At 72.2% G+C, this 21,308-nt stretch carries 25 protein-coding genes; 20 read left to right on the forward strand and 5 right to left on the reverse strand.

The features are described from left to right. Positions 1–19: 19 nt before the first annotated feature. On the reverse strand, positions 20–949 hold the full coding sequence (locus tag ACQPXB_RS12100) for a hypothetical protein (protein WP_432851527.1): 930 nt from the start codon (positions 947–949) through the stop codon (positions 20–22). After that, positions 946–1,455 (reverse strand): sigma-70 family RNA polymerase sigma factor, encoded by a 510-nt coding sequence (locus ACQPXB_RS12105; protein ID WP_386955985.1) that lies wholly within the window; start codon positions 1,453–1,455, stop codon positions 946–948. The genes ACQPXB_RS12100 and ACQPXB_RS12105 overlap by 4 nt, the downstream gene beginning before the upstream one ends. A gap of 78 nt (positions 1,456–1,533) precedes the next feature. On the opposite strand from ACQPXB_RS12105, the gene ACQPXB_RS12110 reads away from it, so the two are divergent. The 10 genes from ACQPXB_RS12110 (at position 1,534) to ACQPXB_RS12155 (ending at position 8,986) form a co-directional block, all read left to right on the forward strand. Continuing rightward, positions 1,534–1,974 carry a GbsR/MarR family transcriptional regulator gene (locus tag ACQPXB_RS12110; RefSeq protein WP_366583694.1) on the forward strand — a complete coding sequence of 147 codons (441 nt, stop codon included), beginning with the start codon at positions 1,534–1,536 and terminating at the stop codon, positions 1,972–1,974. A 20-nt stretch (positions 1,975–1,994) separates the two neighbouring features. Continuing rightward, the gene (locus tag ACQPXB_RS12115) at positions 1,995–3,092 is read left to right on the forward strand and encodes an FAD-dependent monooxygenase (protein ID WP_432851530.1); all 1,098 of its coding nucleotides are present in this window, start codon (positions 1,995–1,997) and stop codon (positions 3,090–3,092) included. 58 nt (positions 3,093–3,150) lie between these two features. After that, on the forward strand, positions 3,151–3,924 hold the full coding sequence (hisF, locus tag ACQPXB_RS12120; protein WP_360592030.1) for an imidazole glycerol phosphate synthase subunit HisF: 774 nt from the start codon (positions 3,151–3,153) through the stop codon (positions 3,922–3,924). After that, complete coding sequence (gene hisI / locus ACQPXB_RS12125) at positions 3,921–4,286, forward strand: phosphoribosyl-AMP cyclohydrolase (RefSeq protein ID WP_366583696.1); 366 nt, start codon at positions 3,921–3,923, stop codon at positions 4,284–4,286. Before hisF ends, hisI begins: the two co-directional genes overlap by 4 nt. Continuing rightward, positions 4,283–4,645: a DUF1304 domain-containing protein gene (locus ACQPXB_RS12130; protein WP_432851533.1), complete on the forward strand. Its 363-nt coding sequence runs from the start codon at positions 4,283–4,285 to the stop codon at positions 4,643–4,645. Before hisI ends, ACQPXB_RS12130 begins: the two co-directional genes overlap by 4 nt. 29 nt (positions 4,646–4,674) lie before the next feature. Next, positions 4,675–5,382 carry a DUF3592 domain-containing protein gene (locus tag ACQPXB_RS12135; protein ID WP_432851535.1) on the forward strand — a complete coding sequence of 236 codons (708 nt, stop codon included), beginning with the start codon at positions 4,675–4,677 and terminating at the stop codon, positions 5,380–5,382. Positions 5,383–5,610: 228 nt separating this feature from the next. Continuing rightward, the gene (locus ACQPXB_RS12140) at positions 5,611–6,387 is read left to right on the forward strand and encodes a hypothetical protein (RefSeq protein ID WP_432851537.1); all 777 of its coding nucleotides are present in this window, start codon (positions 5,611–5,613) and stop codon (positions 6,385–6,387) included. Between the two features lie 26 nt (positions 6,388–6,413). Beyond that, a complete protein-coding gene (locus ACQPXB_RS12145; protein ID WP_432851539.1) occupies positions 6,414–7,181 on the forward strand; it encodes a DUF3592 domain-containing protein in 768 nt (255 codons plus the stop codon). 282 nt (positions 7,182–7,463) lie between these two features. Next, positions 7,464–8,183: a DUF3592 domain-containing protein gene (locus ACQPXB_RS12150; protein ID WP_432851541.1), complete on the forward strand. Its 720-nt coding sequence runs from the start codon at positions 7,464–7,466 to the stop codon at positions 8,181–8,183. A gap of 8 nt (positions 8,184–8,191) precedes the next feature. Next, positions 8,192–8,986 (forward strand): hypothetical protein, encoded by a 795-nt coding sequence (locus tag ACQPXB_RS12155; protein ID WP_432851542.1) that lies wholly within the window; start codon positions 8,192–8,194, stop codon positions 8,984–8,986. Positions 8,987–8,995: 9 nt separating this feature from the next. On the opposite strand, the gene ACQPXB_RS12160 is transcribed toward ACQPXB_RS12155, so the two are convergent. Continuing rightward, positions 8,996–9,604 carry a TetR/AcrR family transcriptional regulator gene (locus ACQPXB_RS12160; protein WP_366583703.1) on the reverse strand — a complete coding sequence of 203 codons (609 nt, stop codon included), beginning with the start codon at positions 9,602–9,604 and terminating at the stop codon, positions 8,996–8,998. 96 nt (positions 9,605–9,700) lie between these two features. On the opposite strand from ACQPXB_RS12160, the gene ACQPXB_RS12165 reads away from it, so the two are divergent. From ACQPXB_RS12165 to ACQPXB_RS12195, 7 genes are all read left to right on the forward strand, one after another. Next, on the forward strand, positions 9,701–11,263 hold the full coding sequence (locus ACQPXB_RS12165) for an anthranilate synthase component I (RefSeq protein WP_386955991.1): 1,563 nt from the start codon (positions 9,701–9,703) through the stop codon (positions 11,261–11,263). Positions 11,264–11,336: 73 nt separating this feature from the next. Beyond that, the gene (locus ACQPXB_RS12170) at positions 11,337–11,849 is read left to right on the forward strand and encodes a Trp biosynthesis-associated membrane protein (RefSeq protein ID WP_432856581.1); all 513 of its coding nucleotides are present in this window, start codon (positions 11,337–11,339) and stop codon (positions 11,847–11,849) included. Between the two features lie 154 nt (positions 11,850–12,003). Further along, the gene (gene trpC, locus ACQPXB_RS12175; RefSeq protein WP_386955992.1) at positions 12,004–12,813 is read left to right on the forward strand and encodes an indole-3-glycerol phosphate synthase TrpC; all 810 of its coding nucleotides are present in this window, start codon (positions 12,004–12,006) and stop codon (positions 12,811–12,813) included. Further along, the gene (gene trpB, locus ACQPXB_RS12180) at positions 12,810–14,030 is read left to right on the forward strand and encodes a tryptophan synthase subunit beta (RefSeq protein ID WP_432851545.1); all 1,221 of its coding nucleotides are present in this window, start codon (positions 12,810–12,812) and stop codon (positions 14,028–14,030) included. Before trpC ends, trpB begins: the two co-directional genes overlap by 4 nt. Then, the gene (trpA, locus tag ACQPXB_RS12185) at positions 14,027–14,821 is read left to right on the forward strand and encodes a tryptophan synthase subunit alpha (protein WP_386955994.1); all 795 of its coding nucleotides are present in this window, start codon (positions 14,027–14,029) and stop codon (positions 14,819–14,821) included. Before trpB ends, trpA begins: the two co-directional genes overlap by 4 nt. A gap of 49 nt (positions 14,822–14,870) precedes the next feature. Continuing rightward, entirely contained in the window at positions 14,871–15,698 is an 828-nt protein-coding gene (locus ACQPXB_RS12190; protein ID WP_432851547.1) for an SCO6745 family protein, read from the forward strand. Positions 15,699–15,771: 73 nt separating this feature from the next. Continuing rightward, on the forward strand, positions 15,772–16,488 hold the full coding sequence (locus ACQPXB_RS12195) for a peptidoglycan recognition protein family protein (protein WP_432851549.1): 717 nt from the start codon (positions 15,772–15,774) through the stop codon (positions 16,486–16,488). Here ACQPXB_RS12195 and ACQPXB_RS12200 read toward each other — a convergent pair. Beyond that, the gene (locus ACQPXB_RS12200) at positions 16,427–17,791 is read right to left on the reverse strand and encodes a glutamine synthetase family protein (RefSeq protein ID WP_366583710.1); all 1,365 of its coding nucleotides are present in this window, start codon (positions 17,789–17,791) and stop codon (positions 16,427–16,429) included. The two genes, ACQPXB_RS12195 and ACQPXB_RS12200, sit on opposite strands and share 62 nt — an antisense overlap. 89 nt (positions 17,792–17,880) lie before the next feature. On the opposite strand from ACQPXB_RS12200, the gene ACQPXB_RS12205 reads away from it, so the two are divergent. Next, complete coding sequence (locus ACQPXB_RS12205; protein WP_386955998.1) at positions 17,881–19,320, forward strand: APC family permease; 1,440 nt, start codon at positions 17,881–17,883, stop codon at positions 19,318–19,320. A 121-nt stretch (positions 19,321–19,441) separates the two neighbouring features. On the opposite strand, the gene ACQPXB_RS12210 is transcribed toward ACQPXB_RS12205, so the two are convergent. Then, positions 19,442–20,089, reverse strand: coding sequence for a helix-turn-helix domain-containing protein (locus tag ACQPXB_RS12210; RefSeq protein ID WP_432851552.1), 648 nt, complete (start codon positions 20,087–20,089; stop codon positions 19,442–19,444). Positions 20,090–20,234: 145 nt separating this feature from the next. Between ACQPXB_RS12210 and ACQPXB_RS12215 the strand changes: the two genes are divergently transcribed. Both ACQPXB_RS12215 and ACQPXB_RS12220 read left to right on the forward strand, forming a co-directional pair. After that, positions 20,235–21,083 carry a helix-turn-helix domain-containing protein gene (locus ACQPXB_RS12215; protein WP_432851554.1) on the forward strand — a complete coding sequence of 283 codons (849 nt, stop codon included), beginning with the start codon at positions 20,235–20,237 and terminating at the stop codon, positions 21,081–21,083. Then, a complete protein-coding gene (locus ACQPXB_RS12220) occupies positions 21,080–21,259 on the forward strand; it encodes a DUF397 domain-containing protein (protein ID WP_432851556.1) in 180 nt (59 codons plus the stop codon). The genes ACQPXB_RS12215 and ACQPXB_RS12220 overlap by 4 nt, the downstream gene beginning before the upstream one ends. The last annotated feature ends 49 nt before the right edge of the window (positions 21,260–21,308 follow it).

The raw sequence follows: 21,308 nt of genomic DNA on the forward strand, positions 1-21,308 counted from the left end.
GGATCCACATTAGCCGCGATCAAGACCCCAGCCAGCCGTAATCCGGCGCCGAATCCACCACCACGGCCCCGGCAACCGCCACCAACTCCCCCCGCGGCACCTTCCCCGACACCGTCAGCCACCGCCCCGAGGTCAACCGCACCGTCACCAGATCCGCCACCGCCGCGCCCGGCACGCCCCGCACCGTCACCGGCACCGACCCCCCAAGTCCGGGCGACGCCGCCCCCGCCGTGACCCGAACCGGCCCGGCCTCCAACGTCGTCGTCGCTTCCGCGGCACTCATCCCGCTGACGGTCGTCCCCGTCTCCCGAAGCCCATCCGGCAACGTCCCGAACCGCACCTCTCCCCGAACCGGGATCGGCTGAGACCGGGAAACATCCTCCGCGATCCTCTGCGCGACCTCCTTCGCCGACGGCACCGCATCAACCTCGGCCCGCAGCACATGGGTCTCGTCAGGCGACCAGGTCAGCTCCGCCGACGTCGTGGACCCGGTCAGCATCGCGACCCGCCCGTGCACCAGCACCTGGTCACGCACCGCCGCGATCCTCAGCGCCGTCGCCGACCACTCGGGATCCTTCGTCGAAAACGCCGACAACTCGATCCGGCTCGGCCCCGCGAACCACCGGCGCACCTGCGGCGCCGTCTCCGGGCCGGCCGAGCGGTACTGCTCCGTGAACCCGTCCGGCAACCACCCCGGCGAGTACCCGAGCACCGGCTCACCCGCGGCCGGCGGCACCCGCGAAGGCCACGTGACCACCACGGACACCCCGACGGTCACCGCAACGACCGCAGCAGCCACCGCGGCCAACGCCAACCCGGGCCGACGTCGCCGCGCCTGCCGGGCCCGCGCCAGCGCGTTGCGGACCTCGTGACCGTCGGGAGCGCGTTCGGCAAGCCGTTCGAGGCTGTCGCGCAGCAGCGTCTCGGTGTCGCGGGCGGGCTGGCTCATTCTCCGGCTCCGGTGGTCAGGGCGGTGGGCAAGGGGTACGCCGTGGCGCGCAGGGTCGCGAGCGCGCGCGAGATCTGGCTTCGCACGGTGGAGGTGGCGCATCTGAGGACGTCGCCGATCTCCTCGTCGGAGTAGTTCTCGTAGTAGCGCAGCACCAGCGCCGCACGCTGCTTGCGCGGCAGCGTCGCGAGGCGGGCCAGCATCTCGTCACGCTCGTCGTAGGCCACCGACGGGTCGGCCGCCGGCGGGCTGATCGCGTCGAGCACCTCGTGGCTCGACGGCACCACGCGCCGCACGGCGCGGCGCCGCCAGGACAGGTACTCGTTGGTGACCATCCGGCGCACGTACGTGGGCGGCGAGTCGATCTTCGCCCAGCGCTCCTGGGCGCGCAGCAGCACGTCCTGCACGATGTCCTGCGCCAGGTACGGATCGTCGGTGAGGACGGTCGCGTAGCGCAGGAGCCCGTCGAGGCGCTCCGCCACGAACTCGTCGAAGCTGGTGGTCACGTTCCCTCAGACGCGCGAGGGACCCGTTCTGATGCATTCCGGGCGAATTTCAGTGACGACTAGCCTATGCTGACACTCATGGACGACGAGGTGCTCGTGTGGGTCGAGCGGGTCGCGGGCTTCCTCACGCAGGAGTACGGCCTGCCGCCGATCGCCGGGCGCGTGCTCGGCTGGCTCATGGCGTGCGACCCGCCGGAGCAGTCCGCGGCGCAGCTGGCCGCGGCGGTGGGCGCGAGCCGCGCGTCGCTCACCACGAACCTGCGGCTGCTGCTCGACGCCGGGCTCGTCGGCAAACGCCCCGGCCGCGGCGAGCGCACCGCCTACTACCGCGTGGACGACGACGCGTGGCAGCGCGTGATCCGCCGCCGCATCGCCACGCTGGGCTCGTTCCGCGACATCACCAACGCCGGCATCGAGCTGCTCGAACGCGACGGCGCCCGGGCGGCCCGGGTGCGCAGTGCCGACGCGGCGTTCGCGTGGCTGGCCGAGGCGTTCGCGGACGCGGGGGAGCCAGAGTGAACGGCACAGTGAAGGGCAGAGTGAAGGCCAGTTTGAAGGCTACGGTGGTCGGCGGTGGGATCGGCGGGCTGACGGCCGCGATCGCGTTGCGCCGCACCGGACACGACGTCACGGTGCTGGAGCGCGCGCCCGAGCTGCGGGAGATCGGCGCCGGGCTTTCCCTGGCGCCCAACGCGATGCGGGCGCTCGACGCGCTGGGGATCGGGGAGCGGGTGCGGAAGCATTCGGCGCCGTCGGAGGTCACCGGCACGCTGCGGACGTCCTCGGGCCGGTTCCTGCGCCGGTTCCGGGAGGGCCGCGACGAGCCGCTCGCCGCGTTCCACCGCGCGGAGCTGCACTCGGCTTTGCTCGCGGAGCTGCCGGAAACCCTGGTGCACACGGGAACCGAGGTGACCGATCCGTCCGAAGTGGACGCGGACGTGATCGTGGCGGCCGACGGAGTCCACAGCGGGTTTCGCCGCCGGCTCTTCCCCGCCGCGCCCGAGCCGGGGTTCCGTTACACGGCCTGGCGCGGCGTCACCGAGCCCGGCGCGGCGCCGCCGGTGGGCGGCAGCTTCACGATGGGCCGCGGCGCGTACTTCATGATCCACCCGCTGCCCGGCGGCCGGGCCTGCTGGGCCCTCGGCACCGCCGAGTCCACACCCGGCGTGCGCTACCCGAGCGAGCACGCCGAGGTGACCCGCCGCGTCGCGGACTGGCCCGCCGAGACCCGCGAGCTCGTGGCGGCGACGCGGCCGGACGCCGTGCTGCACAACGACATCCTCGACCTCGACCCGCTGCCCGCGTTCACGAGCGGACGCGTCGCGCTGCTCGGTGACGCGGCTCACGCCGTGCCGCCGGACCTCGGCCAGGGCGCGTGCCAGGCGATCGAGGACGCCGTGGTCCTCGCCGCCTCGCTGCGGGACCACCCCGTGCCCGAGGCACTCGCCGCGTACGACGCCGCGCGCCGCCCGCGTGCGGCGTACGTCACGAAGCAGGCGCGCGGCAAGGCGGTGGCGGACACGTCGTCGGCGTGGTGGCTGCACGCGCTGCTGACGGTGACCGTGCCGCTGATGCCCGCGTCGGTGATCCGCGGCCAGGCCGCGCCCTTGTGGGACTGGACGCCGCCCGTGCTCTGACCGCCCGTGCCCCGACCGGGCGGGCGGACCGTCGCAGGTGGACGGCTACCCTGGTGGCATGGCTGTGGCGGTGAGGGTGATCCCGTGTCTGGACGTCGACGCGGGTCGCGTGGTGAAGGGCGTCAACTTCGCCGATCTGCGCGACGCGGGCGACCCGGTGGAGCTGGCCCGGCTGTACGACCACGAGGGCGCCGACGAGCTGACTTTCCTCGACGTCACCGCGTCGTCGGGCAACCGCGAGACCACCTTCGACGTGGTCCGCCGCACGGCCGAGCAGGTCTTCATCCCGCTGACCGTCGGCGGCGGCGTGCGCTCCAACGACGACGTCAACCGCCTGCTGCGCACGGGCGCGGACAAGGTGAGCATCAACACGGCCGCGATCGCGCGTCCGGAGCTGCTGCGCGAGGCGTCGCGCCGGTTCGGGGCCCAGTGCATCGTGCTGTCGGTCGACGCGCGGCGCGTGCCCGAGGGCGGCGAGCCGACGGCGTCGGGCTTCGAGGTGACGACCCACGGCGGGCGGCGCGGCACCGGCATCGACGCGGTGGAGTGGGCCGCGCGCGGCGAGGAGCTGGGCGTCGGCGAGATCCTGCTCAACTCGATGGACGCCGACGGCACCAAGTCCGGTTTCGACCTGTCGCTGATCGAGATGGTGCGCCGCGCGGTGCGCGTGCCGGTGATCGCCAGCGGCGGCGCGGGCGCCGTCGACCACTTCCTGCCCGCCGTGGAGGCCGGCGCCGACGCGGTGCTCGCGGCGAGCGTGTTCCACTTCGGACAGCTGAAGATCGGCGACGTCAAGGGCGCGCTGCGCGAGGGCGGGGTCGTCGTCCGATGAGCCTCGATGCGGACCTGTCCGGGCGGCTCAAGCGCAACGCCGACGGCCTGATCGCGGCCGTCGTCGTGGAGCACTCGACGTCCGACGTGCTGATGATGGCCTGGATGAACGACGAGGCCCTCGAATCCACCCTCACCACCCGGCGCGCGACCTACTGGTCCCGCAGCCGCCAGGAGCTGTGGGTGAAGGGCGAGACCTCGGGCCACGTCCAGCACGTTCGCGAAGTGCGGATCGACTGCGACGGTGACACAGTGCTCCTGCGCGTGGACCAGACCGGCCCGGCCTGCCACACGGGCACCCACACCTGTTTCGACTCCGCGGAGCGCCTGCTCCTCGCCGACGAGAGTGAGAACACCCCGTGACGGTTGTCGCGAACGTGCTGGTGGGGCTGGTCGCCGTCATCCACGTTTACATCGTGGTGCTCGAAATGTTCCTCTGGACGACCCCGCGCGCCCGCGCGGCGTTCGGCACCACCGAGGCGTTCGCGCAGGAGAGCAAGGCGCTCGCCGCGAACCAGGGGCTCTACAACGGTTTCCTCGCGGCCGCCCTGATCTGGGGCCTCATCGCGACCGACCCGACCGGCTTCCAGTTCAAGCTCTACGGCCTGGCCTGCGTGATCGTCGCCGGCCTGTACGGCGCCGCGACGGCGTCCAAGCGGATCCTGCTGGTGCAGGTGCTGCCGGGCGTCCTCGCGCTGGTGTTCGTGCTGCTGGCGCGCTGACCGCCGATCCGGCCCGCGAGACGCGGCGGTTGCGTGCCGTCGCCTCGCGGGCTTGGGCGCTCGCGGCGCTGTGGTGCCTGGTTTCCGCGGGCGGGCTCGCCGCGGTGCTGGGCGTCCTCCACTCGGCGGACACCCTCCTGGCGACCGGCACGCGCGTGCCGGGGACGGTCGTTTCCGTCGCCACCCCGCCGAAGGGCATGCGCTGGATCGACGTGTCCTTCCGGGCCGACGGCCGGGTGCTGACCGCACGCGTCGACCGCAGCTCTCGGGCCGCCTACACCCCGGGCCAGCGCGTGACGGTGGTCTTCGACCCGGCCGACCCGGCGCGCGCCCGCACGACCGCCGAGGACGGCCTGAGCGAGAACGGCCTGGGCTTCGCCTGGATCGGCTTCGGCCTGGCGCTGCTGTGCTTCCTGGTCGCCGCGACGGGCGCCGTCGGCTGGTCCCGCCGCTTCCGCGCCGTTCGCCGCACGGGCTGGCAAGAGGGCACGGCCACCGTCGTCCTCGCGCCCCGCACCGGCCGGGGCGTGAACCCGCCGTACTTGCACGTGCGCCTGCGCGCCGGCGAAGCCGTCCGCCTGCGCGCCGTACCGTCCACCCACGGCGCCCGCTTCCTGCGCACCTACACCGACCGCCCCGTTTGGCTGGGCGGCACCGGGTCCGCGTCGGTGGTCCTCTTCCGCCACGGCCGCGGCGACGCGCCGTACGCCGTGCCGGCCGTGGTTGCGCGCAGCTGAGCCAAAACGCCGCACAGGGCTGTCGGGTTGCCTTCGCCGCCGGTGTTTTCGATCGCACCTTGTCCCCTGGTGGAGTGCGATTTCCTGGCCGTACCCTCTCCCGATGGACCTGGGGAGGACCGGCGGACGCGAAAGCGTCGGCGGTGCAAACGACCAGCCTCTTCCGGCAGACCGGGACAACGCCGTGGTCCGCCTCCGCCGGGCCGGGCGACGCCGGTGAGCGGGCCGGTGCGGCCTCGGAACGCCCGCGCGCGCCGGCAGGACAAGCGGCTCGCGGAACAGCAGCGGAAGTGGGTCGCCGCGGTGCACCGCCGCTTCCGGCGTTCCGTGCGGGCTGCCGTGGCGTGGCTGGTCGTGCTGCTCGCCGGGGTCGGCGGTTTCCTGGTGGCGGGTGTCGTGGCCGAAACGCTCCTGACCCACGGCGCCCGCACGGACGGCAAGGTGGCGGACGTGAGCGACGTGGCCGTGACCGTCGACTACGCGGTCGCCGGCGTGAGCTTGCGGGCGGTGATCGACCACCTCTCCGACCACCGGTACGTCACCGGGGAGACCGTGCCGGTGTTCTACGACCCCGCCGACCCGCACGCCGCGCGCCTGCCCGACGACGTGAGCCTCAGCCCCTGGCTGACGTTGCCGTCCCTCCTCGCCGTTCTCGTGAGCCTGGTCGCCATCCCCATCGAGATCGCCTACGTCGTGGGCTGGGCCCGCCGCCGGGGTTCGCCCTGGTTCCCCGCCACGGCGATCGTCCTGCCTCCGCGGCTGAGTACCACCGCGCCGGAGGTGTTCCACACGCTGGAGCTCGCCCTCCCCGGCGGCGTCACCATCGAGGCGAAGACCACCTCCGTCCTGCCCGGCCGGTACGCGTTCCTCCGCCGCGCCGGGCGAACGGCCTGGGTCTCCGGCTCCGGCCGCACCCTCGTCGTGGTCCTGTCCGTCGGCCCTCGCGGCGAGCCGTACGCGGTCCCGCTTCGCCTGACGTCCGCCTCGAAGTGGAAGCTCGTCTGAACCCCGCGCCGTCGTACGCTTTGCCGGTGGCACTGGGGAAGACCAACAAAACCGTCGGCGAGCCGGCTGTGAACGCCGTGTCCGAGGACCGCGCGTTGCGCCGGCAGTTCCGGCGGGCCGTCGGCTGGGCCGTGCTGTGCGCGCTGGTGGTGCCGGCGTCGGCGCTGGGCATCGGGTGGCAGGAGAACCGCGCGGACTGGCTTCTCGACCACGGCGACGAGGTCACCGGCAAGGTCGTGCGGGTCACCAACCCTCAGGGCGGCGACGGGACTCCCACGGTCACGGTCTCCTACACCGCCGGCGGAGTCCCCGAACAGGCCGAGATCAACCGCGACTCCGATCGCGACTACGAGATGGGCGAACCGGTCTCGGTCTTCTACGACCCCGACGATCCGACCCACGTGCGCACCGAAGACGAACAGAACGTCGGCGACGGCTGGATGGCCGTCTTCTCGATCCCGCTGATCTTCGTCGTGATCCTCCTGCCGTGGTTGATCACCCTCGCGGTGGGCTGGGCGCGTCGCCGCAGGCTCGCTCGCGACACGGGTTGGCGGCCGGTCCACGTCCAGGCCTCCGACTCCGACGACAGCGCGCAGGAGGTTCGCTTCGCCCTCGGCGGCCGTCGGCTCGTCGCCCGCCCGACCTCGCTGACGCGCGTGCCCCCTGCCGAGCGGAACCGCCGGGCCGGCGCGCGGATCGCGGGGGTGGGCCGTCGGTTCGTTCTCGTGCTGCCCCAAGGTTCCCGCCGCGGCCGGCCGCGGGTCGTCGCCTTGAAGGCACGCGCCGGAAAGTAGCGCTTCGCGATCCCAGGGGGACGCCAATCGGCAACACGCTCGACCGGCACTGCCGGTTGCCTTCCCGTCCGGTGTTTTGGATCGCAGCTTTTTCGCTGGTGGAGCGCGATTTCCCGGTCGTAATCTCTGCTGATGGATCTGGGGGATGACCGACCCGCGAGACGTCCGCGAGCCAAACGCCACCGCGACGAGACCCGTCCGCCACACGCCACCGGCGGAGCCGAGCGAACCCACCGAGACCGGACCCGACCCCAGCCGGCCGCCGCCGGAGAGTGGGATCTGGTGCTGCGCCACCGTTTCCGGCGCGCGCTCCTGGCCGCGGTGGTGTGGTTCCTCGTGATACCCGCCGCCTTCGCCGGGGTCGCTCTGCTCACGACGGACGCCGACTGGCTGCTGACCCACGGCACGGAAGTGACCGGGACGGTGACCGCAGTGGACAACCCCCACCGCGGGAACGGCACGCCCACCATCACGGTCGACTACGAGGTCGGCGACGTCCTCGACGAGGCCGTCGTCACCCGTGACTCCGCCCGTACGTACGCCGAAGGCGACACCGTGCGGGTGTTCTACGACCCGGCCGACCCGCACGACGTGCGGACGGCCGACGAGCAGAACCTCTCCGAGGGCTGGACGGGAGTCTTCGTCGTGCCCCTGCTCGTCGCGGTGTTCGCCTTCCCGATGACGGTGGCGTACGCGGTGGTCTGGGCCCGCCGGCGCAAGATCGCCCGGCGCGAGGGGTGGCAGCCGGTGACGGCGACGGTGGTCGACTCCTCCGGCGGCTACCAGGTGCTGCGCCTCGGCTTCCCCGGCGGGGCGCAGCTGATCGCCCGCACCGTCGCGGCCGTGCGCGGGCGCTACTCGTTCCTGCGTGCCGGCCCGGTCGACGCGTGGATCTCCGGTGAGGGCCGCAGCTTCGCCCTCGTGCTGCCGGACTTCTCGACCCGCCCGTACGCGATCCCGCTGCACGTCCCGCGCGGCTCGCGCCGGATCGCCGGCCGGTGAACCGGCCCGTGAACCGTCCGGTCGGCAAGAAACGCCGCCGCGAGCCCAGGTTCCCGGTCGTCCGCGGAACGCCCGGCGACCTGCAGCCGTGGCTTCCTCCGGGATCCGACGCGGCGCCGGGCGATGGCGAGGCCGCCGTCGCCCGGCTCACGCGCCGGGCGGTGGAGGGGATCGTCGGCGTGATCGTGTCCGTCGGGTTGGTGGTGGGCGGTGTCCAGGCGCTCGACACCGCGGCGTGGGCGGCGCGCGGCAATCCGGCCGCGTTCACCGCTTCCGCGCTGGTGGTCTGGGCCGGCGACAAGTACTTCCAGGCGCGCTACGAGGGCCCGGGCGGCGAGTACACCACCCTCATGCCGCAACGGGACGGCGAGGTCCGCGGCGTCGGCGACCGGATCGACGTGACCTACGACGAGGGCGCGCCCGCCGCCGCGCGGGAGGTGGCCGGCTCGCGGATCGACGGCCTCATGGCCACTTTCGCGAGCCTGCTGATCGCCGCCGGGATGGCCGGCGTCCTGACGGGGGTCGGGTTCGGCGCGGCCGCGTGGCGCCGCCGTCGCGCGGCCCGGCAGACTGGGTGGCGGGCGGCCCGGTTCGACTTCGGCGAGCCGGGCGTCGTCCTCGCCGCCTTCGGCGACCGCACGCGCCTGCGGCTGCGCCCGGTCCGCGGCCTGTCCCGCGAGTACGCGCGCTTCGGCACCGGACGGCGCACCGGCTTCCTCGCGGGCGAAGACGCACACATGCTGCTGCTCGTCCCCGGCACGGGCTCGGTCGCGGTGGAGGCGGTGTCCACGCGCTGGACCTGAGTCCGAAACCTAAAGCCCGAGATCCCCGGTCAGATACCGCTGCAGGTTCGGCGCGATCGCCGTCACGAGCGTTTCGACCTCGGCCGTCGCGATCGGCTCGAAGCGGGCGATGTAGCGGACCATGCCGAGCCCCACGACCTGCGAGGCGCACAGTGTCGTCCGCAGCCCGAGCTGGTCGGAGCCGATGTCGCCGATCACCTCGGCGAAGAACCGCGAGAAGAACTCCCGCAGCACGGTCGCGGCCAGCTCGTGGCCCGCGACGCTGCGGATGAGCGCCTGGAACGTGTCGCCGCCGGCGCCGTCCCAGCGGGTGACGAAGACGCGGACGATCCGTTCGCCCAGCAGTTCGTCGGGGCCGTCGCGCAGGGACGCGAGCAGTTCGTGCGGGGAGAACGGCAGCTCGAGCACGGCCTGGGCGAACAGGCCCTCCTTGCCGCCGAACCAGTGGTTGACCATGGCCGCGTCGACGCCGGCGCGCGCGGCGATCGCGCGCACGGTGGCGCGTTCGTAGCCGTGTTCCGCGAACACCGCGCGCGCGGCCTCGATCAGCGCCGTCCGGGTGTCCTGTCCGGCGGGGCGGCGGCCGCGCCTGCGGGAGGTAGTGTCTTCGGTGCTCACGGGTCCACTATGACTCGTCGCCCCCTTGAATTCAACAGGCGCTGAATTCAAGGGCCGCCCAAGGTCCGCCGAGGCCCGCGCGGCACAATGGGGCCCATGGTCAGCTCAGCAGCCGGCAAATCCGCCGGGCCCGGCCCGGTCAGCCCCTCGCGCGCCGAGTTCCGCGCCCTCGCCGAAGGCCGCCGCGTGATCCCCGTGGTGCGCAAGGTCCTCGCCGACGGGGAGACCCCGCTCGGGATCTACCGCAAGCTCGGCGCCGACCGGCCCGGCACGTTCCTGTTCGAGTCGGCGGAGAACGGCAAGTCGTGGTCGCGCTGGTCGTTCGTGGGCGTGCGCAGCCCGGCCGCGCTGACCGTGCGGGACGGCAAGGCCGTGTGGACCGGCACGCCGCCCGTCGGCCTGCCCACCGAAGGCGACCCGCTGCAGGTGCTGCGCGCGACCGTCGAGGCCCTGCACACCGAGCCGTTGCCCGGCATGCCGCCGCTGACCGGCGGCATGGTGGGCTACATCGGCTACGACGCCGTGCGCTGGCTGGAGAAGCTGCCCGAGCTCGCCGAGCGCGACCTCGACATCCCCGAGCTGACCATGCTCCTGGCCACCGACCTCGCGGCGTTCGACCACCACGAGGGCACCGTCACGCTGATCGCCAACGCCGTCAACTGGGACGACTCGCCCGAGCGCGTGGACGCGGCCTACGACAGCGCGCTGGAGCGCCTGTCGGCGATGACCGAGCAGCTGCGCGTGCCCGCGCCGCCCACCGTCGCGACGTTCGACCGGCCGGCGCCGGAGTTCAAGCGCCGTCGCACGAAGGAGGACTTCCACGCCGCCGTCGACAAGGCCGTGGAAGCGATCAAGGCCGGCGAAGCGTTCCAGGTCGTGCCCTCGCAACGGTTCGAGATCGAGACCGGCGCCGATGCGCTCGATGTCTACCGCGTGCTGCGCACCTCCAACCCGAGCCCGTACATGTACCTGCTGCGGCTGGAGGGCTTCGACATCGTCGGCTCCAGCCCCGAGTCGCTGGTCACCGTGCGCGACGGCCGGGCGACCACGCATCCCATCGCGGGTACGCGCTGGCGTGGCGCCGATCCGGACGAGGACGCGCAGCTGGCCAAGGACCTGCTGGCCGACGAGAAGGAACGCGCCGAGCACCTCATGCTCGTCGACCTCGGCCGCAACGACCTGGGCAAGGTCTGCCGCCCCGGCAGCGTGCACGTGGTCGACTTCTTCCAGATCGAGCGCTACAGCCACGTGATGCACATCGTGTCCACGGTCACCGGCGAGCTGGCCGAGGGCAAGACGGCCTTCGACGCCGTCACCGCGTGCTTCCCGGCCGGCACGCTCTCGGGCGCGCCCAAGGTGCGCGCGATGCAGCTGATCGAGGAGCTCGAGCCCGTGCGCCGCGCGCTGTACGGCGGCGTCGTCGGCTACCTCGACTTCGCGGGTGACGCCGACACGGCCATCGCCATCCGCACCGCCCTGATGCGCGACGGCGTCGCCTACGTCCAGGCCGGCGGCGGCGTGGTCGCCGACTCCGTGGCCGACTACGAGGACACCGAGTCGCTCAACAAGGCGCGCACGGTGCTTTCGGCTGTCGCGGCGGCCCAGACCATGGTCCCCGCGGGCGAGCTGGATCCGGCCGAGGACTCCGCCGGTGTCTGAGCAGCAGGAACCGGAACCGGCCGGACCGCAGCAGGTACAGACCGAGGCCAAGCCCTCGCGCCGTCCACTGTGGATGATCGTCGTCGGCCTGTTGCTGGGCGCGCTCGCGTTGTGGGGCGCGTCCAAGCTCGCGTGGTTCGCCGAGTTCCGCGACGGCGGCGTGCTCGGCACACAGCTCTACACCGAAGACGGCGAGCAGCGCGCCACGGCGCTCGTGCCGCTGGCGTTGCTGGCGCTGGCCGGTGTTGCGGGCGTGATCGCCACCGGCGGCTGGGCGCGGCGAATCCTGGGCGTCGTGCTGGCGCTGGCGGGCCTCGCGGGTGTCTGGACCGGCGTGAACGGCGTCAAGTTCACCGGCTGGGCGCCGGGATTGCCCGTCACCGAGCTGCTGCTGGGCCGCGGGCTGGCCGTGCTGGGCGGAATTCTCCTCGTCGTCGCGGGGTTGGTTGCGGTCAAGGGTGCGGGCACCGCGCGGCGGCTCGGCACCCGGTACGCGGCGCCGGGCGCCAAGCGCGCCAAGCGTGATCCGGACATCGAGCTGTGGGAGGCGCTTTCCGAGGGTGAGGACCCCACCGCGAGCAGGTGAGCGCCGGATACCGAAGCGCATTCGGAGCAAGGCGTGCACCCGGAACGGGCCGGTCTTCGAGCGGGGGTTAGCATCGTTTCGGCGGGAAGGGGAAGGTTTTTGTGAGCGAACTTGCGACAGGATCGATGATTTCGCCGACGGGCGGGTGCGCCCGGTGAGCGTGCTCGAAGACATCGTCGCCGGTGTGCGGGAGGACCTCGCCGTGCGCGAGTCCGCCCTGCCCTTCGACGAACTGAAGGCCCGCGCGGCCAAGGCCCCGGCGCCCCGAGACGTGATGGCTGCCCTGCGTGAGTCGGGCATCGGCGTGATCGCCGAGGTGAAGCGGCGCAGCCCCTCCAAGGGCGACCTCGCTCCGATCGCCGACCCCGCTTCCCTGGCCAAGGACTACGAGGACGGCGGCGCGCGCGTGATCAGCGTGCTCACCGAGCAGCGCCGCTTCGGCGGTTCGCTCGCCGACCTCGACGCCGTGCGCGCGGCCGTCGACGTTCCGGTGCTGCGCAAGGACTTCATCGTCAGCCCGTACCAGGTCCACGAGGCGCGCCTGCACGGCGCGGACATGGTGCTGCTGATCGTCGCCGCGCTGGAGCAGAACGCGCTGGCCGCGCTGCTCGACCGCGTCGAGTCGCTCGGCATGACCGCGCTCGTGGAGATCCACAACGCCGAAGAGGCCGACCGCGCCCTGGAGGCCGGTGCCCAGGTGATCGGCGTCAACGCCCGCAACCTGCACACGCTGGAAGTCGACCGGGACGTGTTCTCCCGCCTCGCCCCGGGGCTGCCGTTCGAGGTGTTCAAGGTCGCCGAGTCCGGCGTCCGCGGCCCCGGCGACCTGATGTCCTACGCCGGCCAGGGTGCCGACGCCGTGCTGGTCGGCGAGGGCCTGGTGGCCTCCGGCGACCCGAAGGGCGCACTGGTGAAGCTCGTCACCGCCGGTTCGCACCCCGCCTGCCCGAGGCCGTCGCGGTGACCGAAGAGCACAGCAAGCACGACCCGGACGAGCGCGGCTATTACGGCCCGTACGGCGGCCGGTTCATGCCGGAAGCGCTGATCGGCGTCGTCGACGAGGTCGCGGCCGAGTACGACAAGGCGCGCCGCGACCCGGAGTTCACCGGTGAGCTGCGCCGCCTGCTCAAGGACTACGCGGGCCGCCCGTCGCTGCTCACCGAGGCCAAGCGCTTCGGCGAGCACGCCGGGGGCGCGCGGGTGTTCCTCAAGCGCGAGGACCTCAACCACACCGGTTCGCACAAGATCAACAACGTGCTCGGCCAGGCGCTGCTGACCAAGCGCATGGGCAAGAAGCGCGTGATCGCCGAGACCGGCGCGGGTCAGCACGGTGTGGCCACGGCCACCGCGTGCGCGCTGCTCGACCTGGAATGCCTGGTCTACATGGGCGAGGTCGACACCGAGCGCCAGGCGCTCAACGTCGCGCGCATGAAGCTGCTCGGCGCCGAGGTCGTGCCGGTCAAGACCGGTTCCCGCACGCTCAAGGACGCGATCAACGAGGCCCTGCGCGACTGGGTGACCAACTCCGAGACCACGCACTACCTGTTCGGCACCGCCGCGGGCCCGTACCCGTTCCCGATGATGGTGCGCAACTTCCACAAGGTCATCGGCGAGGAAGCGCGCGAGCAGATCCTGGAGCAGGCCGGCCGGCTGCCCGACGTCGTCGCCGCGTGCGTCGGCGGCGGGTCCAACGCCATCGGCATCTTCTCCGGCTTCTACGACGACCCGTCGGTGCGGCTGGTCGGCCTGGAGCCGGGCGGCGAGGGCCTCGACGGCGACCGCCACGGCGCCACGCTCACCAAGGGCAGCCCGGGCAACCTGCACGGCGCGATGTCGTACCTGCTGCAGGACGAGGACGGCCAGACGGTGGAGTCGCACTCCATCTCGGCCGGGCTCGACTACCCGGGCGTCGGCCCGGAGCACGCGTGGCTCAAGGATTCGGGCCGCGCCGAGTACCGCCCGGTCACCGACGCCGAGGCCATGGACGCGTTCCGGCTGCTCTCGCGCACCGAGGGCATCATCCCGGCGATCGAGTCGGCCCACGCGCTGGCCGGCGCCCTGGTGCTCGGCCGCGAGCTGGGGCCCGACGGCCTCATCGTGGTGAACCTCTCGGGGCGCGGCGACAAGGACATGGACACCGCGGCCAAGTGGTTCGGCCTCGTGGACGGGGAGGACCAGTGAGCGCGCTCGACGACGTCTTCGCGGCGACGCGGGCGGAAGGCCGGGCCGCGCTGGTCGGCTACCTGCCCGCCGGCTTCCCGTCGGTCGACGGCTCGAAGGACCTCCTGGCCGCCACGATCGACGGCGGCGCCGACCTGCTCGAGATCGGCGTCCCGTACTCCGACCCGGTGATGGACGGGCCGACGATCCAGGCCGCCGCGGAGTCGGCGCTGTCCGGTGGGTTCAAGCTCAAGCGGCTCTTCGAGGTCGTCGAGTCGGTGTCGGCGCGCGGCGGCAAGGCCGTGGTCATGACGTACTGGAACCCCGTGCACCGCTACGGCGTGGACCGCTTCGCGCGCGACCTCGCGTCGGCCGGTGGGCTGGGCATGATCACACCGGACCTGATCCCCGACGAGGCCGCCGAGTGGACGGCCGCGTCCGACGCGCACGGCCTGGACCGGATCTTCCTGGTGGCGCCGTCGTCGTCGGAGGAGCGCCTGGCGCTGACCACCGCGGCGTCGTCCGGCTTCGTCTACGCCACGGCGGTCATGGGCGTCACGGGCGCCCGCGACGCGGTGGGCGTGCACGCGGAGGACCTGGTCCGCCGCACGCGGGCCCACACGCACCTCCCGATCGGCGTCGGCCTCGGCGTCCGCTCCGGCGACCAGGCGGCCCAGGTGGCCGGCTTCGCCGACGCGGTGATCGTCGGGTCCGCCTTGGTCACGGCCGCGGCCGAGGGCAGTGTCGACGGCGTGCGGAAGCTGGCCGAGGAGCTCGCGGAAGGCGTGCGCCGGGCTCCGGCCCGGGCCTGACTTCGGCGTTCTGCTCCGCGGGGCCGTGATCGCTGGCAGGATGCGGCCCATGACCCGCACCGCCCGTCGCATGTTCGAGCTCCTGGAGCCGATCTGCCTGGTCACGTTCTTGTCCGACGAGTGCAACGACGAGCTGGCGGCGCTCGGCCACCGCACCTACTGGGACGGCTACTTCGCCAGCCGCGCCGCACCGCTGGGGCGCGTGCCGGCGGAGGTCGTGCACGCGGCCTTCTACAACTTCGCCGACGGCGAGGTCGCGCGGCACATCCCGAGCGCATGGGAGACGATCCCGCCCGAGGCCTCCGTCGCCGCCCGGCAACGCGGCAGCGCCGCCTCGCTGCGCCGAATCCTCGGCGACGAGCTGGCCGGCTCCCCGGGCCTGGTGCGCGCCGCCGACCTGACCACCCAGGCCGCCATGCTCGCCCCCACCGTCGGCCGGATGATGTTCGCCGGGATGCGCACCCTCCCGGTGCCCACCGACCCCGTCGCCCGCCTGTGGCACTCGGCAACGATGCTCCGCGAACACCGTGGAGACGGCCACATCGCCGCCCTCCTCAGCGCGGGCATCGACGGCACGGAAGCCCACGTACTTTCCGCAATCGACATGGGCATCCACCCGCCCGAGTCGTTCGGGCGCGTCCACCACCTCCCTGAGCCTCGGCTGGCCGCCGTGATGGCGGGCCTGCGCTCCCGCGGCCTCGTCGACGCCGGCGGCCACTTCACCGACGCCGGCCGCGAGACCAAGCAACGCATCGAGACTGTGACGGATGAGCTTGCCGCTCCACCGTATGAGGCGCTGTCTGCTGCGGAGCTCGACGAGTTGATCGCTGCTTTGGAGCCGATTACGGCGAGGCTGGTGGCCACGGGGTCACAGTGACGAGCGGCGGAGGCTGTGCAGGAACTCGGCCATTTGTACAGATCATGTACGCCCCGCGCCGACCCTCCACAGCATGGAATTCACTCACCTTCCCCGGCGCTCGTTCCTTCGTGGCGCCGCCGGTCTCACCGCCGCGACGGCCGCCGGGCTGCTCCTGCCGGGAGCCCAAGCCGAAGCCCGAGCCGCCGCCGAACCCCGCATCTACAGCTGCGCCGAGTGGGGCGCCCGCCCACCCGCGGATCCGTTGACCACCCTCGACCACCCGGCCAACCGCGTCCTCGTGCACCACATCGCGTGCCCCAACAGCACGGACTATTCGCTGGCCCACGCGTTCCAGGTGGCGCGCGACGATCAGGCCGACCACATCGACAACAACGGCTGGTCCGACACCGGCCAGCACTTCACGATCTCCCGCGGCGGCTACCGCATGGAGGGCCGCCACGGCAGCCTCGACGCGTTGCGCAGCGGCAACCGGATCGTGCGCGCCGCCCATTGTCCCGGGCAGAACGACAATGCGATCGGCATCGAGAACGAAGGCACCTACACCTTGGTCGAACCGCCGCAGGCGCAGTGGGATTCGCTGGTCGTCTTCGTCGCGTACGTCTGCGAGCAGTACGGCATCCCCGTCGAGGAGATCAAGGGCCACCGCGACTACTACAACACCGAATGCCCGGGCGACAAGCTCTACGCGAAGCTCCCGCAGCTGCGTGACGAAGTCGCCGCGCAGCTCAGTGAAGCCAGCGCATCACGGCGCACAACGAGTCGGCGTCAAGCCCGCCCAGTTCGGTGATCTCGCCGCGGCGCACGTCCATCAACGTCGTCGCCAGTTCCGCGCCGAAGGCCGACTTCAGCGCGTCGTCGGCGACGAACGCGGCGACGGCCTCCTCCAGTGAGCGGGGGAGGCGAACCACACCCGCGGCGGCAGCGTCACCAGGAGACAACGTCCCCGGGTCCACCGCCACCGGCTCCGGCAGCCGCGCCGCGGAATCGAGGCCCGCGATTCCCGCGAACAGCAGCCCGGCGACGACCAGATACGGATTGGCCGTGAGATCAAAGCACTTCACTTCGAAATTCGCGGCCGTGTCCCGTTTCCCCGCCGGGCCGCGTACCAGCCGCAGCGGCGCTTCCCGGTTTTCCAGACCCCACGCGGTGAACACGCCGGCCCAGTGGTGCGGTTCGAGCCGCAGGTAACTCACCACGGAAGGCGCCCCGACGGCCAGCAACGCCGGCAACCGCCCGAAAATCCCCGCGGCGAACGACTCGGCCACCTCGCTCAGCCCGAACACCCCGTCGCCGCCGGCGCACAGATTGCGCCCGCCCGCCCACAGGCTGCAGTGCACGTGCCCGCCGTTGCCCACGCCGCCGGGCGCGAACTTAGGCGTGAACGACGTCTTCAACCCGTGGTTCATCCCCACCGCGCGGATCGTCTCGCGCGCCAGCACCGCGACGTCCGCCGCGCGCACCGGATCATCGGCCGACACGGAAACCTCGAACTGCCCCGCGGCGTACTCCGGGTGCACCTGTTCGACCCCGACCTGCTGACTGTCCAAAGCGGACACCAGATCTCGCACGTACGCCGACTGCTCGGCCAGCCGCGAATACCCGTACGCCGGCCCCGCCACGGGCGCCCCGCTCGGCCCGGCGACCACCCACTCGAGCTCGAACGCCATCCGCGCCGAAAACCCGCGTTCGGCCAGCTTCGCCACCGCCGTCGCCGCGAGCGCGCGTGAGTCCTGCGGGTGTGGCTCGCCTTCCTGGTCGTAGCGCAGCGCCGGCGCCCACGCCCACCCCCGCTGCGCGTCGAGCACCGTGAGCGCGTCGAGGTCCGGGTGCAGCCGCAGGTCGCCGACGGGGCCGAGCGAGTACGCGCCCGACGTGATCGTGTCCGTGCACAAGAAGAAGTCGAACGAGTTCGACGCGCCCACACCCCACGCCGCGACCTCGGCGAGCCGGTTCACCGGAACCGCCTTCACGCGCGAGATCCCGGAGTTGTCGACGAAGGTCACCGCCACCACCTCGACCCCCGAACGGCCCAGCCGCGCCGCTTCCTCGGCACCTCGCCTGGAAAGTTCAACCCGATCGAGCTGGCTCATCCTGCCCCCGCGATGTTCACTGTGTACTTCACGCCGTCGTCCTCGCCGGCCGTGGAACCACCTGCTGCCTCCGGACGAAGGAGCGCATCGTGTCAGACATCGTCGAAACCCGTCCAGCGCTGCGGCGCACTCTCTCGGTGTGGCAGGCCGTGGGCCTGTCCGTGGCGCTGATGGCGCCGAGCATGGCCGCCAACATCAACCCCCAGCAGACGGCGGCCGCGGCCGGGCGCGCCGTGCCGCTGGCCTTCCTGCTCTCGGCCGCCGGCGTGCTGCTGGTCGCCTACGGCTTCGTCCGCCTCTGCCAGCACTACCACCACGCGGGCTCGGTCTACGCGTTCGTCGGCGCGACGCTCGGCCCACGCGCCGGGGTGGTGTCGGGCATCGGCCTGCTCGGCACGTACACCTTCTACGCCGTGGTCACGAGCTCCGCCGCGGGCACGCTCGGTACGGCCTTCCTCACGCAGGTGGGGATCTGGCCGAACCCTCCGTGGTGGGGGCCGTTCGTGCTCACGGGCGTCGCGCTCGTCGGCAGCTGGCTGCTCGCGGTGGCGCCCGCGCGCCGCGGCACGTCGACGCTGCTCGCCGTGGAAGGCGCGACGATCGCGGTCATCCTCCTGGTCACCGCCGTGATCCTGGTCCGCCTGATCGCCGGCAACGCACCCGGCGACGCCCACTTCACGATGTCGGTGTTCACCTTCACCCCGGACGTCGGCCTGTCCGGCGTGTTCCTCGGCGCCGTGTTCGGCTTCCTGTCCTTCGCGGGCTTCGAAGCCGCCGCGACGCTCGGCGAGGAGACCCGCGACCCACGCCGCAACATCCCGCGCGCCATCCTCGGCACCGCCATCTTCGGCGGCGCGTTCTTCGTGATCGTGACGGCCGTGGAGATGATGGCGTTCCGCTCCGACGCCCAGGCCTTCCACGACTCGCCCTCCCTGCTCGGCGATCTGGGCAGCACGTTCGTCGGATCGTGGGCCGGCGACGTCATCAGCGTGGGCGCGGCGATCTCCGCCTTCGGCTGCTGCCTCGCCTGCGTGGTCGGCGGCTCGCGCCTGCTCTTCGCCCTGGGCCGCGACGCCTTCGGCGGCCACGGCATCGGCCGCACGTCCCCCAAGGGCACGCCGGTCGTCGCCGTCACGGCGGTGGCGTCGGCGGCCGCCCTCATCATCGTGGTGTGTGCGGTGTTCTTCGGCGCGACGGCGGCGGACACCTTCGCGTGGAGCGGGTCCATCGGCACGCTGATCCTGCTGGTGATCTACCTGCTGACCACCCTCGGCGCCATCCTGCTGCTCTTCGTGCGCCGGCGCATGCACGTCCCGTGGTGGCACCTGATCTTCCCGCTCGGCGCGCTCGCGCTGCTGGGCTACACGGTGTACGTCAACGTCGTCCCCTACCCGACCGAAGGCCCGGCCCGCTGGTTCCCCGTCACGGCGGGCGCGGTGCTCGTGCTGGCCATCCTCTTGGTCATCGCCGCACCCGGCTTCGCCCGCCGGGTGGGGGAGAAGCTGAGCGTGGCCGCCTCGGACGGGTAACCACCCGACGACGCCCCCGGAGCCCGAGAAGCCACCGGGGGCGCCGGCCTCCGCCGCAGCGCGGCGAAGCGGGAACCCGGCCGCCGTGCCCGCTCGGGGTACGGCCGCGGCGGCCGGGAGCTCATTCGCCCGGCAGGTGCGGCTCGTCGTCGCCGGTTTCGGGGTTGCCGTCGTAGACCACGGAATCGTCGTCGCCGATCCACCAGCCCACGTCCATCACCTCCGGCCCGACCAGGTACAGGCGCACGGTGTAGCCGAAGAAGCGCGCCAACATCATCACGTTCGCCACCGCGTGATCCACGAACACCGGCGCGTTCTCCTTGCGCCACAACGCGATCGCGTCGATCCCCAACGCCTCCGCGACCTCGTCGCACGTGTACCCCGCCCGCTGCCGCAGCCGGCGCAGCTGCCGCTGCAGGCGCCACAGCTCGGTCATCGCGTGCTCGTCGGCGGGGTTGTCGCCGTGGGGCATCCGCTGCCGCCACGGCGGACGCCGCTGCCCCGGATCGTCCTCGACCAGCAGCACCCGCAGGGAACAACCGAGGTAGCGCGCGTACGCATCGAACAACGGCACCGTCGTACTCGTCGCCGCCCGCGTCTTCACCACGAGCACGTTCGCCGCCCGGAGACCGAGCATCCGCCCGGCTTCGCGGAAGCTCAGGCCCTCCTCCCGGCGGATCTGGTCGAGCCGCTCGGCCACGGTGACGAGCTGCTCGAGAGCCGACAGCCGGATCGGCGCTGTCTCCTGCTCCGCGAGTTCCACTGGCATGTCCTCTCCCGTCTTTCCGGCCGGTGCCGCCCTGGTGCCATTCGGTGCCGCCGAAAGCCGAAGAACTATGAACGGCGGCACCAGTTAGCACAATGCACCGATAGAGTTAATTGCTGGCACCAAAAGATGTGCTTTGCTGTGGTGCATGGCTGGCACCACTCCCCGAGCGCGCGCCATCGGCGCCGAACTCCGCAGGGCCCGCGAAGACGCCGGGCTGAGCGCACGCACGCTGGCGGCCCGGCTGGGCGTCGCGCACACCACGGTCGGTCGCTGGGAGTCGGGCGAGCGCAGCCCGCGCCCGACCGACGTCGCCGCGGTGCTCGGCGCACTCGGCGCGGACCACGAGCTGCGCGAGGAACTGATCGAGCTGTCCCGCAACACCGATGGGCGCCACTGGGTCGCCTCCGGCCTCCCGGAGCAGAAGCGCCAGCTCGCGGCCCTGCTCGAACTGGAGCGCGATGCGGCGCGGATCGTGAACGTCTCACCGCTGCTGGTACCCGGCCTGCTCCAGACCTCCGGCTATGCGCGCGCCATTATCGGCGGCGGGGGAGTTCCTGCGGGCGAGGTCGAGACCAGAGTCGCTGTGCGAATCGGCCGGCGCGATGTGATCATGCGCCGCGAGCGCCCGGCGGAACTGCTCGCGCTGTTCGACGAGACCGCGCTGAGTCGCAACATCGGCGGGCCGGCGGTCATGGCCGACCAGCTGCGCTCACTCGAAGAAGCCAGCCATTGGGCCAACGTGACGTTGCGAGCCATCCCCGAGTCCGCGGGCTGGCACCCCGCGCTCGAAGGCCCATTCGTCTTACTGGAGTTCGCCGACCGCACGCCTGTCGTGCAGATCGAGAACCGCCGATCCGCGCTGTTCTTCCATGAAGCTGTCGATGTCGAGGCGTATCAGCTGGCAATCGATAGAGTCCAGGACATCGCGATGAGCCCGGCGGAGACCCGGGCACTCATCGCGGATGTCCTCGGCAACTTGGAGACGGTGGCATGAAACAAACCTTCACCAACTGGCGGAAGTCGAGCCGGTCGCAGAACACCTCGGATTGCGTGGAAGTCGCGGTCACACCGGACCTCGTCGGCATCCGTGACACCAAGCAGCGGGAGGCCGGTCACCTCATGGCGACCCGCGATGGATGGTCGGCGTTCCTCGCGCAGCTCGGGCGTTGACCAGCCGGTACTGAACAGCGGAAAGCCCTCAGCGACCCGAGAACGCTGA

This window comes from Amycolatopsis sp. CA-161197 (assembly GCF_050942255.1).
In the GTDB taxonomy this organism is placed as follows: Bacteria; Actinomycetota; Actinomycetes; order Mycobacteriales; family Pseudonocardiaceae; genus Amycolatopsis.

Excerpts from the sequence above, each read along its gene's own strand:
- ACQPXB_RS12110 (WP_366583694.1), top strand. The coding sequence starts at position 1,534 with ATGGACGACGAGGTGCTCGTGTGGGTCGAGCGGGTCGCGGGCTTCCTC.
- hisI (WP_366583696.1), top strand. The coding sequence starts at position 3,921 with ATGAGCCTCGATGCGGACCTGTCCGGGCGGCTCAAGCGCAACGCCGAC.
- ACQPXB_RS12190 (WP_432851547.1), top strand. The coding sequence starts at position 14,871 with ATGACCCGCACCGCCCGTCGCATGTTCGAGCTCCTGGAGCCGATCTGC.
- ACQPXB_RS12210 (WP_432851552.1), bottom strand. The coding sequence starts at position 20,089 with ATGCCAGTGGAACTCGCGGAGCAGGAGACAGCGCCGATCCGGCTGTCG.
- ACQPXB_RS12195 (WP_432851549.1), top strand. The coding sequence starts at position 15,772 with ATGGAATTCACTCACCTTCCCCGGCGCTCGTTCCTTCGTGGCGCCGCC.
- ACQPXB_RS12170 (WP_432856581.1), top strand. The coding sequence starts at position 11,337 with ATGATCGTCGTCGGCCTGTTGCTGGGCGCGCTCGCGTTGTGGGGCGCG.
- hisF (WP_360592030.1), top strand. The coding sequence starts at position 3,151 with ATGGCTGTGGCGGTGAGGGTGATCCCGTGTCTGGACGTCGACGCGGGT.
- ACQPXB_RS12200 (WP_366583710.1), bottom strand. The coding sequence starts at position 17,791 with ATGAGCCAGCTCGATCGGGTTGAACTTTCCAGGCGAGGTGCCGAGGAA.
- ACQPXB_RS12165 (WP_386955991.1), top strand. The coding sequence starts at position 9,701 with ATGGTCAGCTCAGCAGCCGGCAAATCCGCCGGGCCCGGCCCGGTCAGC.
- ACQPXB_RS12100 (WP_432851527.1), bottom strand. The coding sequence starts at position 949 with ATGAGCCAGCCCGCCCGCGACACCGAGACGCTGCTGCGCGACAGCCTC.
- ACQPXB_RS12215 (WP_432851554.1), top strand. The coding sequence starts at position 20,235 with ATGGCTGGCACCACTCCCCGAGCGCGCGCCATCGGCGCCGAACTCCGC.
- ACQPXB_RS12220 (WP_432851556.1), top strand. The coding sequence starts at position 21,080 with ATGAAACAAACCTTCACCAACTGGCGGAAGTCGAGCCGGTCGCAGAAC.